The 14481-nt window shown below is 73.6% G+C and carries 12 protein-coding genes and 1 riboswitch; of the genes, 6 read left to right on the forward strand and 6 right to left on the reverse strand.

Going from position 1 to position 14481, the window contains the following annotated elements:
• Window positions 1-128: 128 nt before the first annotated feature.
• Entirely contained in the window at window positions 129-1073 is a 945-nt protein-coding gene (locus ABEB07_RS03510; RefSeq protein WP_176150823.1) for a sucrase ferredoxin, read from the reverse strand.
• Window positions 1074-1126: 53 nt separating this feature from the next.
• Complete coding sequence (locus ABEB07_RS03515) at window positions 1127-2383, reverse strand: citrate synthase (RefSeq protein ID WP_345666965.1); 1257 nt, start codon at window positions 2381-2383, stop codon at window positions 1127-1129.
• Window positions 2384-2489: 106 nt separating this feature from the next.
• Between ABEB07_RS03515 and ABEB07_RS03520 the strand changes: the two genes are divergently transcribed.
• Entirely contained in the window at window positions 2490-3656 is a 1167-nt protein-coding gene (locus ABEB07_RS03520) for a citrate synthase/methylcitrate synthase (RefSeq protein WP_345666968.1), read from the forward strand.
• Between the two features lie 268 nt (window positions 3657-3924).
• Here ABEB07_RS03520 and ABEB07_RS03525 read toward each other — a convergent pair whose 3' ends face one another.
• Entirely contained in the window at window positions 3925-4161 is a 237-nt protein-coding gene (locus ABEB07_RS03525; RefSeq protein WP_203633915.1) for a hypothetical protein, read from the reverse strand.
• A 91-nt stretch (window positions 4162-4252) separates the two neighbouring features.
• The gene (locus ABEB07_RS03530) at window positions 4253-4636 is read right to left on the reverse strand and encodes a DUF6082 family protein (protein ID WP_345666969.1); all 384 of its coding nucleotides are present in this window, start codon (window positions 4634-4636) and stop codon (window positions 4253-4255) included.
• 241 nt (window positions 4637-4877) lie between these two features.
• On the opposite strand from ABEB07_RS03530, the gene ABEB07_RS03535 reads away from it, so the two are divergent.
• Complete coding sequence (locus ABEB07_RS03535; RefSeq protein ID WP_345666970.1) at window positions 4878-6053, forward strand: CobW family GTP-binding protein; 1176 nt, start codon at window positions 4878-4880, stop codon at window positions 6051-6053.
• A 149-nt stretch (window positions 6054-6202) separates the two neighbouring features.
• Here the strand turns inward: ABEB07_RS03535 and ABEB07_RS03540 are convergent, their stop codons facing one another.
• On the reverse strand, window positions 6203-8659 hold the full coding sequence (locus tag ABEB07_RS03540; RefSeq protein ID WP_176150829.1) for a DNA gyrase/topoisomerase IV subunit A: 2457 nt from the start codon (window positions 8657-8659) through the stop codon (window positions 6203-6205).
• A gap of 419 nt (window positions 8660-9078) precedes the next feature.
• Here ABEB07_RS03540 and ABEB07_RS03545 point away from each other — a divergent pair, with 419 nt between their 5' ends.
• From ABEB07_RS03545 to ABEB07_RS03560, 4 genes are all read left to right on the forward strand, one after another.
• Window positions 9079-10446 (forward strand): M16 family metallopeptidase, encoded by a 1368-nt coding sequence (locus ABEB07_RS03545; RefSeq protein WP_345666971.1) that lies wholly within the window; start codon window positions 9079-9081, stop codon window positions 10444-10446.
• A complete protein-coding gene (locus ABEB07_RS03550; protein WP_176150830.1) occupies window positions 10443-11831 on the forward strand; it encodes a M16 family metallopeptidase in 1389 nt (462 codons plus the stop codon). Before ABEB07_RS03545 ends, ABEB07_RS03550 begins: the two co-directional genes overlap by 4 nt.
• Window positions 11832-12052: 221 nt before the next feature.
• Window positions 12053-12215, forward strand: a riboswitch (cyclic di-AMP (ydaO/yuaA leader).
• A 12-nt stretch (window positions 12216-12227) separates the two neighbouring features.
• A complete protein-coding gene (locus tag ABEB07_RS03555; protein WP_345666973.1) occupies window positions 12228-12986 on the forward strand; it encodes a M23 family metallopeptidase in 759 nt (252 codons plus the stop codon).
• Between the two features lie 261 nt (window positions 12987-13247).
• Window positions 13248-13907, forward strand: a complete 660-nt coding sequence (locus tag ABEB07_RS03560) for a GntR family transcriptional regulator (RefSeq protein ID WP_345666975.1) — start codon at window positions 13248-13250, stop codon at window positions 13905-13907.
• Between the two features lie 252 nt (window positions 13908-14159).
• Here ABEB07_RS03560 and ABEB07_RS03565 read toward each other — a convergent pair whose 3' ends face one another.
• On the reverse strand, window positions 14160-14441 hold the full coding sequence (locus ABEB07_RS03565; RefSeq protein WP_009191095.1) for an HPr family phosphocarrier protein: 282 nt from the start codon (window positions 14439-14441) through the stop codon (window positions 14160-14162).
• Window positions 14442-14481 lie beyond the last annotated feature (40 nt).

Here is a 14481-nt window from a genome sequence, read left to right on the forward strand (position 1 = left end):
GACGCCTCCCGCGTCCCGCCCGCACCTGTGCCCACGTCCACCCCGCGCCCGCGCCGTGCCCTCCCCGCGCCGTGCCCTCCCCGAGTCCGTCTCGGCGCGGGCCGCCGCCGGGCGCCCCTGCCCCCGTCTCAGGACAGCGCGAGTTCCCGGACGGACACCACGTCCATCCGGGACGGGCCGCCCAGTACCGCCGCGCCGCAGCTCTCCGGGCGGGGCGGTAGGGCGGCGCCCTGTGCCACGACGACGTGCCACTGGTGACCGTCGGTGTGGCTGACGGTCACCTCCCAGCGGGGCGTGTCGCCGTCGGCGCCCAGGGCGTCGGCGCGCGTCACGGTCAGCGCGTCGGCGCGGTACTCGCCGGTGGCCTCGCGCACGGCCAGCTCGGCCGCCTGCGCGGGCCGCTGCCAGGCGGTGCGGCCCCGGCAGCCGTCGAGGACGACGCGGCCCTCCCGCACGCCCCGCAGGGCCTCCTTGACGGTGCGCGCCTCGGCCCGGCCGTACGCGTATCCGTACGGCAGGATCAGCAGCGTCGGCGAGAAGCGGTGGCCGCCGAGGTGGGTGGACTCCCAGACGCCGCGCACTCCGGAAGCCGCCAGTTCCGCCGCCAGCGGCCGGCCGAGCAGCGCGCAGCACCGGTCCCGCCTGCCGTTGGTGCACACGAGGGCGAGCGGGTCGCCGGTGTGCGGCCGGCCGCCGAGAGCCGTGTCGAACGTGCGGTGGTCGCCGCCGCCCAGCGCGTGGAAGTCGAGGTCCAGCAGGCGTTCCGGCGCGGTGGTCAGGGCGCCGTGCAGCCAGGCGCCGCCCGGGACCGTGTGGGCGGCGTACACGTGCCGCGCGGCGGGGGCGTGGAAGTCGGCGTGCCGGCCGGGGCGGCGGATGAGCGCCACCCGGACACCGGTGCCCTGGGCCGCCCGCTCCAGGGCGCGTCCCAGGGCCGGGTCGAGGTGGCTCGACGTGAGCGCCTCGGCGCCCCACGGCCCGGACTGCTCCAGGAGCAGCCACGTCGTCGCCGTGGGCGCGGTGGCGGACACCGGCTCGTCGAGCTGCCGGGAGACAGTCGCGCACGTACTCACAGAGGTAAGCCTAACCTGCCCGCGCGCACGGTGACTTCCGGCCGCGGGACGGGCTACTCCGGCAGCGGCTGCGGGGGCCGCTGCCCGACGTAGCGGCCGCTCGGGCGCATGCGCAGCGGGCGTTCCCCGTACTCCTCCAGGGCGTGGGCGATCCAGCCGGCCGTGCGGGCGACGGCGAAGACGGTCTCGCTCGCGGTGGCGGGCATGGCGCTGGAGGTGGTGAACACGGCGAGGGCCAGGTCGACGTTGGCGTGCAGCGGGGTGCTGCGGGCGGCGGTCGCCACGATGTCCCGGGCCGCGGCGAGGGCGGGCGCGGCCTGCGGAAGATCCTCCAGGAGCGTGAACAGGGCACGCGCGCGTGGGTCCTCGCCGGTGTAGAGGCGGTGGCCGAGTCCGGGGATGCGGCGGCCCTCGCGCAGTTCGTCGGCGATCACCGGGCCGGCCGAGCCCCGGTCCAGCACCTCCAGGATCAGCCGGTGGGCGAGGCCGCCGGCCGCGCCGTGCAGGGGCCCCTCGATGACTCCGAGCCCGGCGGAGACGGCGGCGTACGCGTGGGCGCGGGCGGAGGCGGCCACCCGCACGGCGAGGGTCGAGGCGGCCAGGTCGTGGTCGACGAGCAGGGCCAGCGCGGTGTCCAGGACGCGCAGCGAGGCGTCGTCGGCCGGACGGCCGGTCAGCCGGGCCCACAGGCGCCGGGCGAGCGGCCCCTCGTCGCGGTGGCCGTGCAGGACCGGCGGCAGCGCGTCGACGAGGGTCGGGATGAGGACCCGCGCGGTGCCGAGCACGGCGTCCTCCGACAGGTCGAACCGCAGGGGGTCGGCCGCCGCCGCGGCGATGGCGGCGACCCGCAGCCGGTCGGTGGGGCTCGCGTGCTCGGGCAGCGCGTCGACGGCCCGGCGGGCGACGGCGGCGGACGCCTCGGGCGCGGTGAAGGCGGCTCCGGGGCGCAGCCGTCCGGTCCACAGCCACTCGGCGACCTCTTCGTAGGTGTGCCGGGCGGCCAGTTCCGTCGCGTCGACCCCGCGGAAGTAGTACCGGTCCCCTTCGATGAGGGTGAGGCGGGTCCGCACCGACAGTTCCGCGCCGGCGCCGGCGGTGGCCGCGCTCTCCCGCCTGTTGCGCCGGGCGAGCGCCTCGACCTCCGCGGCGTCGAAGGTGCTGCCCCGGCCGCCGGGTACGCGGTGGCTGCCGAGCTGTCCGCGGCTCACGTACGCGTACACGGTCTCCGGCTTCACGCCGAGCAGTTCGGCGGTCTCCTTCGTGCTCAGCCGCCGCTCCGCGGGGCCGACGGGAGCTTCTTGATCACGCATGGAGCACACCGTAACCGTCCGGACGTACGGACGAAGCATTGATGTAATCAATATTGACAGCCTTATAGTCAAGCATGGACAGTCGAATCAAGTAAAGGGAGGAATCATGACCAGCGACAGGACCGCGTCCACAGTCCTCGACGCGCCGCGAGGGCTCGCCGGAGTCGTCGTGACGGACACCCGAATCGGTGACGTCCGCGGACTCGAAGGCTTTTACCACTACCGCCAGTACTCCGCCGTCGACCTCGCGCACCACCGTCGCTTCGAGGACGTCTGGCACCTGCTCGTCCACGGTGAGCTGCCGGACGCGGACCGCGGCGCCGCCTTCGCGGCGCGCACCGCCGAGCTGCGCCGGCTGCCCGACGAGGTCCGCGCGGCGCTGCCCGGCGTGGCCGCGGCGAGCGCCGGCTCCGGCCCGCTCGCCGGGCTGCGTACGGCGCTGTCGCTGCTCGGGGCCGCGCGCGGCTTCCGCCCGGTGTACGACGTCGACGCCGAGCAGCGGCGCCGGGACACGCTGGTGGCGTGCGCCGCCGTCCCCACCCTGCTGACCGCGCTGCACCGGCTCGGCCGGGGGCTGGAGCCGGTCGAGCCGCGCGCGGACCTGTCGTACGCGGCCAACTACCTCTACATGCTGACGGGGGAGGACCCGGACCCGGAGCGGGTCAGGGCGGTCGAGCAGTACTTGATCTCCACCGTTGACCACGGCTTCAACGCGTCAACCTTCACCGCCAGGGTGATCGCGTCGACGGGCGCGGACGTGGCGGCCTGCCTGGTGGGCGCGGTCGGCGCGCTGTCGGGGCCCCTGCACGGGGGCGCGCCCAGCAGGGCGCTGGACACCCTGGACGCCATCGGCACACCCGACCGCGTCGACGCCTGGATCCGCGAACGGGTGCTGGCCGGTGAGCGCATCATGGGCTTCGGTCACGCCGTCTACCGCACCGAGGACCCCCGCTCGCGGATGCTGCGCGAGACGGCGCAGCGGTTCGGCGGGCCGCGGGTCGACTTCGCCGTCGAGGTCGAGCGGCGGGTCGAGGCGATCCTCGCCGAGCTGAAGCCCGGCCGCGAACTCCACACGAACGTCGAGTTCTACGCCGGCGTCGTCATGGAACTGTGCGGCCTGCCCCGGGAGATGTTCACCCCGACCTTCGCGGCGGCCCGCGTGGTCGGCTGGAGCGCGAACATCCTCGAACAGGCGGAGGACTCGAAGATCATCCGGCCGGCGGCGCGGTACGTGGGCCCGCAGGCGCCGGCGGAGCTGCCGGCGGCGGCCTGAGGCGAACCGGAGGGGGCGCCGTCGGGGGCGCGAGGGCGACGAGAGAGACGGGGGAGACGACCGCAAGGCGGCGGGAGCGCGGGCGAGAACGGGAGCGGGCGTGCGGCCTGGTGCCGTTCTGGCACCAGACCTCATCGGCGGGGCGTCGAGCAGGGACGGGATGCCGGACCGCTCGCCGGGCGGACGGATCCGGCGCGGTGGGCGGTTGCGTGCGGCCGGGAGGAGCGACGGGCCGGGTCAGGGGTGGACGCGTGCTCGTGCGGGAGTGTCAGGCGTCGGGGATGTCCGCCTTGGCGCGGATCAGGGTCTCCCGGCTGACGACGACGATGCGCTCGTAGTCCGCGCGGGAGGCGTCGGCGGGCAGCTCACGCTCCAGCGCCTCGGTGGCCTCGGTGCCGATGACGGCGAAGTCGCCGTCGCTCAGCTCGAAGAGGTCGGGGCAGTTGGCTCCCGAGGTACTGCCACGGGCGCTCGGCGGCACACCGATGCGGCGCACGATTTTCAAGGGTCACCGGTCCTTACACGTTCTGGGCACAGTTGTGGCCAGAGCACGGTACTGGGGCCGATGGGCAGGATGTGGCCGCACGACCTGAAAGTCACCCGTGCGGGGCCCTCGTTCCCCACTCCCGGGCGCGGATGAGGCCGTCGACCATCCGCCCCATCCGTGCTTCGTCCGACGTGTGTTCGAGAGTGGCGCGCTGCTCCCTCGACTCCTCCCAGTAGTCCCGCATCACCGGGTCCTGGAAGATCTCGCGCAGCCGTCCGAACAGCTCCCGCTCGTCCAGGTCCCCGTGCATGCGCTGCTGGTGCCGCAGGGTGTCGCGCCGGGAGGACAGTTCCCCCAGCTTCCGCCGCCGCGCCGCCAGCCGCTCCGCCTCCAGTCGGCGTCGGCGCGCGGCCGGCGTCAGCGTGGCGGTGGCGAGCGGCAGCCCGGTCGCGGCGGAGCCGAATCTCCCCGCGCCCTTCTTCCATGTGCCCATGTCAACCCCCGTTCAGGCGGCCGTCCGCCGGTCGGCGGGGAGGCGGAGAGGCGGCGCACGGAGGGAACCGAGGCGAGGGTCGCACACTCCAGCGCCGTGCCCGACGTCTGCCCGGTGCGCGCTGCTGCCGACCGTTCACCTCGGCACGAGTCGCGCGGCTCGTATCCTGGGCGCCGTCCAGTGTCCTGCGCGCACCGCGGCCGTGAGCCGGTGCGCGTGTCGGTGTGAGCGAGGTAGCGCGGTGAAGCAGTCGAGCCCGGTTCAGGGCCCCGGCCCCACGGTGCGGCAGATTCCGGTCGTCGTGCTCGCCGGATTCCTGGGTTCCGGGAAGACCACGCTCCTCAACCACCTCCTGCACCACAGCGGCGGCAGCCGGATCGGCGCGATCGTCAACGACTTCGGCGCCATCGAGATCGACGCCATGGCCGTCGCCGGGGCGCTCGGCGACTCCACCGTCTCCCTCGGCAACGGGTGCCTGTGCTGCGCGGTCGACGCCGGCGAGCTCGACGGTTACCTCGACCGGCTCACCCGGCCCGCCGCCGGCATCGACGTCGTGGTGATCGAGGCCAGCGGGCTCGCCGAACCCCGGGAACTCGTCCGCATGGTCCTCGCCAGCGAGAACCCCCGGGTCGTGTACGGCGGTCTCGTCGAGGTCGTGGACGCCGCCGAGTTCGACGCCACGCGCGCCCAGCACCCGGAGATCGACCGCCACCTCGCGCTCGCCGACCTCGTGGTCGTCAACAAGGCCGACCGGGCCGACGGGGGCGACGGGGGCGAACGGGTGCTCGGACTCGTACGGTCCCTGGTCGACCGGGCCGCCGTCGTCCGGGCCGCCTACGGACGCGTCGACCCCGATTTCCTGTTCGACTGCCGGCCGAGCGAGGAGCGCGTCGGGCAGCTGTCCTTCGACGACCTGCACGTGCACGAGGAGGACGGCGCCGAGGGCGACCACCACGGCCACCCGCACACCGGCTACGACACCCTGTCCTTCGCCTGCGACACGCCGCTCGACCCGCGCCGGCTGATGCGCTTCCTGGACAGCCGCCCCGAGGGCCTCTACCGCGTCAAGGGGTACGTCGACTTCGGGCCCCACGACGCCCGCAACCGGTACGCGGTGCACGCCGTCGGCCGGTTCCTGCGCTTCTACCCCGAGCCGTGGCCGGCCGGCGCGCCCCGCCGCACCCAGCTCGTGCTGATCGGCGCCGGCATCGACGTACCGGCCCTGGACAAGGAGCTCCAGGCGTGCGAGTCGGAGGCCCCGCACACCGCCGACGAGCACGCCATGTGGGGTGTCCTGCGCTACGTGCCGCAGCCTGAGGAACCGGGGGCCCAGGACGCCCCGCGGACCACCGACGCACTCGACACCGGGACACTCGACTTCGGGACGCCCGACCCGCACCGGACGCCCGAGCTCTAGGCCCAGGCCCTGCGTCCGGGCGGATCCAGACCCAGGCCGTACGCCCGGACGGACGAAGACCCCGGCCCCGCACCCGCACCCGGCCCCGCACCCGCACCCTCACCCGGACGGACGCCTGACCCGACCCGGGCCCGGGCCACCTCTCCGGATCAGGCCGGCCCAGCCACCGCCGCCACCGTCTTGGCCAGCGACACGCCCGAGCCGTCACGGCGCGGGTCGATGTCCGGGAGTTCGGCCGGGGTGCCGTTCTTCTGAGCCGCCCGCGCCGGGACGGGGCCCGCCCAGGCGAACGACAGGCAGTCCTCGCCCTTGAGGAACCGCTGGCAGCGCACGCCGCCGGTGGCCCGGCCCTTGCGCGGGTACTGGTCGAACGGCGTGACCTTCGCCGTCGTCTGCACGGAGTCGTCGAGCGTGCCGCGCGAGCCCGCGACCGTGAAGACCACCGCGTCCGCCGCCGGGTCCACCGCCGTGAACGAGATGACCTTGGCGCCCTCGGTGAGCTTGATGCCCGCCACACCGCCGGCCGGGCGGCCCTGCGGCCGGACCTGGGAGGACTGGTAGCGCAGCAGCTGTGCGTCGTCCGTGACGAAGACCAGGTCCTCCTCGCCGGTGCGCAGCTCCACCGCGCCGACGATGCGGTCGCCCTCCTTGAGGGTGATGACCTCCAACTCGTCCTTGTTCGTCGGATAGTCGGGCACCACCCGCTTCACGACGCCCTGTTCGGTGCCGAGGGCGAGACCCGGCGAGGACTCGTCCAGCGTGGTCAGGCAGATCACCGTCTCGTCGTCCCCGAGGGAGACGAACTCGGCGATCGGCGCGCCGCCGGAGAGGTTCGGCGCGGTCGCCGTCTCGGGCAGCTGCGGCAGGTCGACGACGTTCACCCTGAGCAGGCGGCCGGCCGAGGTCACCACACCCACCTCGCCGCGCGCGGTGGCCTCGACCGCGGAGACGATCACGTCGTGCTTGACCCGCCTGCCGTCCGCGTCCCGGGGGAGCGGACCGCCGTTCGGGGTGCGCGCCAGCAGGCCGGTCGAGGACAGCAGGACGCGGCACGGGTCGTCCGCCACCTGAAGCGGCACCGCGGCGACCGGCACGGCGCCCGCCTCCAGCAGCACCGTGCGCCGCGGGTTGCCGAACTTCTTGGCCACCGCCGCCAGTTCCGTGGAGACCAGCTTGCGCAGCTCCGCGTCCGAGTCCAGGATCCGGGTCAGCTCCTCGATCTCCGCGAGGAGCTTCTCCTTCTCCGCCTCCAGCTCGATCCGGTCGTACTTGGTGAGCCGGCGCAGCGGGGTGTCGAGGATGTACTGCGTCTGGACCTCGCTCAGCGAGAACCGCTCCATCAGCCGCTGCTTGGCCTGTGCGGAATTGTCGCTGGAGCGGATCAGACGGATGACCTCGTCGATGTCCACCAGCGCCGTGAGCAGGCCCTCGACCAGGTGCAGCCGGTCGCGTCGCTTGCCGCGGCGGTACTCGCTGCGGCGCCGCACGACCTCGAAGCGGTGGTCGAGGTAGACCTCCAGCAGTTCCTTCAGACCCAGCGTGAGGGGCTGGCCGTCGACCAGGGCGACGTTGTTGATGCCGAAGGACTCCTCCATCGGCGTCAGCTTGTAGAGCTGCTCCAGGACCGCCTCCGGCACGAAGCCGTTCTTGATCTCGATGACCAGGCGCAGCCCGTGCTCGCGGTCGGTGAGGTCCTTGACGTCGGCGATGCCCTGGATCTTCTTCGAGCCGACCAGGTCCTTGATCTTGGCGATCACCTTCTCCGGGCCCACCGCGAAGGGCAGCTCGGTGACGACCAGGCCCTTGCGGCGCGCCGTCACCGTCTCCACCGTGACCGTGGCGCGGATCTTGAACGTGCCGCGGCCGCTCTCGTAGGCGTCCCGGATGCCGGAGAGGCCGACGATCCGGCCGCCGGTTGGCAGGTCGGGTCCCGGGACGAACTTCATCAGCGCGTCCAGGTCCGCGTTCGGGTAGCGGATCAGGTGCCGGGCGGCTGCGATCACCTCGCCGAGGTTGTGCGGCGGCATGTTCGTGGCCATGCCGACGGCGATGCCCGACGCGCCGTTGACCAGCAGGTTCGGGAAGGCGGCGGGCAGCGCCACCGGCTCCTGCTCCTGGCCGTCGTAGTTGGGCGCGAAGTCGACCGTGTCCTCGTCGATCGACTCGGTCATCAGGCTCGTCGCCTCGGCCATCCGGCACTCGGTGTACCGCATGGCGGCCGGCGGGTCGTCGTTGCCCAGCGAGCCGAAGTTGCCGTGGCCGTCGACCAGGGGGACGCGCATCGAGAAGGACTGCGCCAGCCGCACCAGCGCGTCGTAGATCGACGCGTCGCCGTGCGGGTGGAGCTTGCCCATGACCTCGCCGACGACGCGGGCGCACTTCACGTAGCCCCGCTCGGGGCGCAGCCCCATCTCGTTCATCTGGTACACGATGCGGCGGTGCACCGGCTTGAGGCCGTCCCGCGCGTCCGGCAGGGCGCGGGAGTAGATGACCGAGTACGCGTACTCGAGGAAGGAGCCCTGCATCTCGTCGACGACGTCGATGTCGAGGATCTTCTCCTCGTACGGCTCGTCGGGCGGCGGGGTCTTCGTGCTGCGGCGGGCCATCGCTGCCGGCTCCTTGCTGAAGCGTGTGACGGGATCTGACGCGGACCATTGTGGACCGCCCGACTGACAACGCGGACCGTACCCCGCCCCCCGGCCGCCGGGCCCACCGCCTCCCGCCCCGCCCAACACCCCCGCCCCCGGCCGCCGCAGACCGCCACGCCCACTCCGCCGCGCCACCGGTACCCCGTCCGCACCCCCGGCCGCGCCCCCCGCACACCGCCCGTCCACCCGCCGCGCTCCCCGCGGTTCTCGCGGTTCCCGCCGGGCGGCGGCGAGTCGCCGCGCCGTCCCCCTTTCGTGCTCGCTCTCGGCGTACGACGTCCGGGAACTTCGCCAGGGGTGCGCGCGCTTGAATACAGTGGCAGGACCGGCAGGAAAAGGGCGGTTTGCGGACCGCCATCGCGATCGAAGGGACGTACATGCCCATGGGTCACACGGCCACAGCCGAGGCAGGCTCCGGCGGCCTGACAGCGACCGAGCACCGCTTGGCCAACGGCCTGCGCGTGGTGCTCTCCGAGGACCACCTGACCCCGGTCGCGGCGGTGTGCCTCTGGTACGACGTCGGCTCCCGTCACGAGGTCGAGGGACGCACCGGTCTGGCTCACCTTTTCGAGCACCTGATGTTCCAGGGCTCCGCCCAGGTCAAGGGCAACGGCCACTTCGAGCTGGTGCAGGGCGCCGGCGGCTCCCTCAACGGCACCACCAGCTTCGAGCGCACCAACTACTTCGAGACCATGCCCGCCCACCAGCTGGAGCTCGCCCTCTGGCTGGAGGCCGACCGCATGGGCTCCCTGCTCGCGGCCCTGGACGACGAGTCCATGGAGAACCAGCGCGACGTGGTCAAGAACGAGCGCCGCCAGCGCTACGACAACGTCCCCTACGGGACCGCCTTCGAGAAGCTGACCGCCCTCGCCTACCCCGAGGGCCACCCGTACCACCACACGCCCATCGGTTCGATGGCGGACCTGGACGCGGCCACCCTGGAGGACGCCCGCGCGTTCTTCCGCACGTACTACGCGCCGGGCAACGCCGTCCTGTCGGTCGTCGGCGACATCGACCCGCAGCAGACGCTCGCCTGGATCGAGAAGTACTTCGGCTCCATCGAGGCCCACGACGGCAAGCCCGAGCCGCGCGACGGCGCCCTGCCCGACGTCATCGGCGAGCAGCTGCGCGAGGTCGTCGAGGAGGAGGTCCCGGCCCGCGCCCTGATGGCCGCCTACCGGCTGCCGGAGGACGGCACGCGCGCCGGCGACGCGGCCGACCTCGCCCTGACCGTCCTCGGCGGCGGCGAGTCCTCCCGGCTCTACAACCGCCTGGTGCGCCGCGACCGCACCGCCGTCGCGGCCGGCTTCGGCCTGCTGCGGCTGGCCGGCGCGCCCTCCCTGGGCTGGCTGGACGTCAAGGCGTCCGGCGACGTGGAGGTGCCGGTCATCGAGGCCGCCATCGACGAGGAACTGGCCCGGTTCGCCGAGGAGGGCCCCACCGCCGAGGAGATGGAGCGGGCGCAGGCCCAGCTGGAGCGCGAGTGGCTGGACCGGCTCGGCACGGTCGCCGGCCGCGCCGACGAACTGTGCCGCTTCGCCGTCCTGTTCGGCGACCCGCAGCTCGCCCTGACCGCCGTCCAGCGGGTCCTGGAGGTGACGCCCGAGGAGGTCCAGGAGGTCGCCAAGGCCCGCCTGCGCCCCGACAACCGCGCGGTGCTCGTCTACGAGCCCACGCCCGCCGCGGACCACGCCCAGGACGCGGACGCCGCGGCCACCGACGAGACCGAGGAGACGGCGAAGTGACCGAGCTGGCCACCATGGACTTCCACCCCCAGCCGCAGGCCGGCGAGGCCAGGCCGTGGGCGTTCCCGGCGCCGGAGCGCGGCGCCCTGGACAACGGCCTCACCGTGCTGCGCTGCCACCGCCCCGGCCAGCAGGTCGTCGCCGTCGAGGTCCTGCTCGACGCACCCCTGGACGCCGAGCCGGACGGCCTGGACGGCGTCGCCACGATCATGGCGCGGGCGTTCTCCGAGGGCACCGACAAGCACTCCGCCGAGGAGTTCGCCGCCGAGCTGGAGCGCGCCGGCGCGACCCTCGACGCGCACGCCGACCACCCCGGCGTCCGGCTCAGCCTGGAGGTCCCCGCCTCCCGCCTGGCCAAGGGGCTCGGCCTGCTCGCCGACGCCCTCAGGGCGCCCGCGTTCGCCGACTCCGAGGTGGAGCGGCTGGTGGGCAACCGGCTCGACGAGATCCCGCACGAGCTGGCCAACCCCTCCCGCCGCGCCGCCAAGGAACTCTCCAAGGAGCTGTTCCCGGCCACCGCGCGCGTCTCGCGCCCGCGCCAGGGCACCGAGGACACCGTCCGCGCCGTCGACGCGGCGGCCGTCCGCGCCTTCTACGACCGGCACGTGCGGCCCGCCACGGCCACCGCGGTGGTCGTCGGCGACCTCACCGGCATCGACCTCGACGAGCTGCTCGGCGAGACCCTCGGCGCATGGACCGGCTCGCCGGCCAAGCCGCGGCCCGTTCCGCCGGTCACCGCCGACGACACCGGCCGCGTGATCATCGTGGACCGCCCGGGCGCCGTCCAGACGCAGCTGCTCATCGGCCGTATCGGACCCGACCGGCACGACCGGGTGTGGCCCGCGCAGGTGCTCGGCACCTACTGCCTGGGCGGCACCCTCACCTCCCGCCTGGACCGCGTCCTGCGCGAGGAGAAGGGCTACACCTACGGCGTGCGCTCCTTCGGCCAGGTGCTGCGCTCGGCGCCCGACGGCTCGGGCGCCGCGATGCTCGCCATCAGCGGCTCGGTCGACACGCCGAACACCGGACCGGCCCTTGACGACCTGTTCACGGTGCTGCGCAAGCTCGCCGCCGGCGGCCTCACCGACGCCGAGCGGGACGTCGCCGTGCAGAACCTCGTCGGCGTGGCGCCGCTGAAGTACGAGACGGCCGCCGCCGTGGCGAGCACCCTGGCCGACCAGGTGGAGCAGCACCTGCCCGACGACTACCAGGCGACGCTCTATCAGCAGCTCGCCGCCACCGGCACGGTGGAGGCCACCGCGGCCGTCGTCAACGCCTTCCCGGTGGACCGCCTGGTGACCGTCCTCGTCGGTGACGCGGCGCAGATCAAGGAGCCCGTCGAGGCCCTGGGCATCGGTCAGGTCACCGTCGTCCCAGCCGAGTAGCGGCATCCGCCGCCCGCGCGGGCGGCAACGGCGCGCACGCGCGCGTGGGGCCCTGGTGACCGAAGCGTCACCAGGGCCCCGTCATGTCCGAATTGCGGGAGAGGCTGCCCGTCTGACCTGTGGTCTGCGCTACAAAACAGCGGATCCGTTTGGGAATTGAAAGCGGCCCCGTCTAGCGTCGGTCCGGCTGTTCGTCGGCAGTGCGCCGCACCCGCGGCACCGGACAGCCATCGCCGAGTCCCCGTACGGCGCGAGCCAGGGGAGCCGGGGACCCACTCAGTCCCTGGGGTGAATCGGACGCCCGCGCGCCAGCGAGGGGGCCCGTAGGAGACCTTCCTGCTCCGAACCCGTCAGCTAACCCGGTAGGCGAGAGGGAAGGAAAGGACCCACGTCTGCATGGCGTTCACCCGCGCCACCGGGAAGCACCGCCGGCCCAGCCGGATGCACCGCACCACCGCCCGAGCGGCGGGCGTAGCGGCCCTCACCACCACCGGCGTGCTCAGCACCCTGGCCGCCGCCCCGGCGCTCGCCGCCGAGACCCCGGCCCCCGAGGACACCGGCCTCACCCCGGTCATCAGCATCGGTGACACCGTCGCCGCGAAGATCGACGCCCAGGCCGTCGCCCAGCAGCACGCCGCCGAGCAGAAGCTGGCCGAGCAGGCCGCGCGCGTGAAGGCCGCGGCGCTGGCGAAGAAGGAGCGCGAGGCCAAGGAGCGGGCCGCCCGCGAGGCCGAGCGCGAGCGCCTGAACGCCTTCGTGCCGCCGATCTCCGGCTCCTACGTCTCCACCGGCTACAAGACCGGCGGCTCCCTGTGGTCCTCCGGCTCGCACACGGGCATCGACTTCCACGCCATGACCGGCACCACCGTGCACGCGGTCGGCGTCGGCACGGTCGTGGAGACCGGCTGGGGCGGGGCGTACGGCAACCAGATCGTGATCCGGATGGCCGACGGCATGTACACGCAGTACGGCCACCTGTCGTCCATAGGCGTCACGGTCGGCCAGCAGGTCACCGCTGGTCAGCAGATCGGCGTGTCCGGCGCGACCGGCAACGTCACCGGACCGCACCTCCACTTCGAGGCCCGCACCTCCCCGGACTACGGCTCCGACGTCGACCCGGTGGCCTACCTGCGCCACCACGGCGTGAACGTCTGACCGACCCCGCACGGCGACGGCGCGAGCGCGCCGAAGCCCTCCCGAGGACCGTCCACGGTCCGCGGCACCCCGCGAGAACCCCGGCCCCGCGCCGGGGTTTTCGGTGTTTTCGACAGCCACGGGTATTTTGCTGTCCAAAAATTACCCATGGACCTCGGCCGTCCGTCGGAAATCCCGGCGCATTGCAATAGAGTCACGGGAACAAGCGTCCGTCGCCGAAGCGGCACGGTGATTTCAGCGGGATTCGGGCGGAGGTCGGGAATGCGTGTTCCGGCGCACTCGGTGTGCACGGCGATCCGGGACGACATCGTCGCCGGTGTCCATGAGCGCGGCAGCCGGCTCACCGAGGAAGTCCTCGCCCGCCGCTACGGCGTCTCCCGCGTTCCGGTGCGCGAGGCGCTGCGCACCCTGGAGGCCGAGGGCTTCGTGGTGACGCGCCGGCACGCGGGCGCGTGCGTGGCGGAGCCGACCGGGCAGGAGGCCGCCGACCTGCTGGAGATGCACCGGCTGCTGGAGCCGCTGTGCGCCGCCCGGGCCGCCGAGCGGCACACCCAGGCCCACCTCAGGGTGCTGCGCGGCCTGGTCAGACTGGGCCAGGAGCGGGCCGCGAGCGGCCTGGGCGAGGAACTGCGCGCCCTGGGGGGCTGGTTCCACGAGACGCTGGCGCAGGCCTGCGGCAGTCCCGCGCTCACCGCCACGCTGACCCAGCTGCGGCACAAGATCGCCTGGATGTACGTGGTGGAGACCCCGGCCGACCCGGTCGCCGCCTGGGCCGAGCACGGCGCCATCGTGGACGCCGTGGCGCGCCGCGACGGCGAGCGCGCGCGTGCGCTGACCGCCGCGCACACCGAGCGGACGGCCGCCGGCTGCCGCGTGAGGACTTCGCAACATCCCGTCAACATGTCGGGCGCGTGGCATTAACACGGTGCCCGTATACAAAGAGGGATATCCGGCGGTGGAGAATTCGTGCCGCCTTTTTCGGTGTCCCTGAATTCATGTACGGGTGCGGTGTGGACGCTTCCCGAAGGCTGCCCCGAGAAATACGAGTCGGCCCGCCGGAGACGCGCGGGCCGGGGCCGTCGCGCCGAACGGAAAAGCCGAAGCCGCCCCGTCCGGAAAAGGGCGGCGCGGCTTCGGCGTCCGGTCCGGGGGCGAGCCGCCGGACCCGGTGGATCAGACGGTCTCGGGAAGCTCCTCGAGCCCCTCGGCGACCAGCTTGGCCAGGCGGTCGAGCGCGGCGTCCGCGCCCTCGGCGTCGGAGGCCAGGACGACCTCCTCGCCGCCCTGCGCCCCGAGGCCGAGGACGGCCAGCATGGAGGCCGCGTTGACGGGCGCGCCGTCGGCCTTGGCGATCGTCACGGGGACGCCGGAGGCCGTGGCGGCCCGGACGAAGATGGAGGCGGGGCGGGCGTGGAGGCCCTCGGCCCAGCCGACGTTGACGCGGCGCTCAGCCATGTGATGCTGCCCTTCAGGTGTACCAAGTTGTCTAGACCAG

This window comes from Streptomyces similanensis (assembly GCF_039543625.1).
Lineage (GTDB): Bacteria > Actinomycetota > Actinomycetes > Streptomycetales > Streptomycetaceae > Streptomyces > Streptomyces similanensis.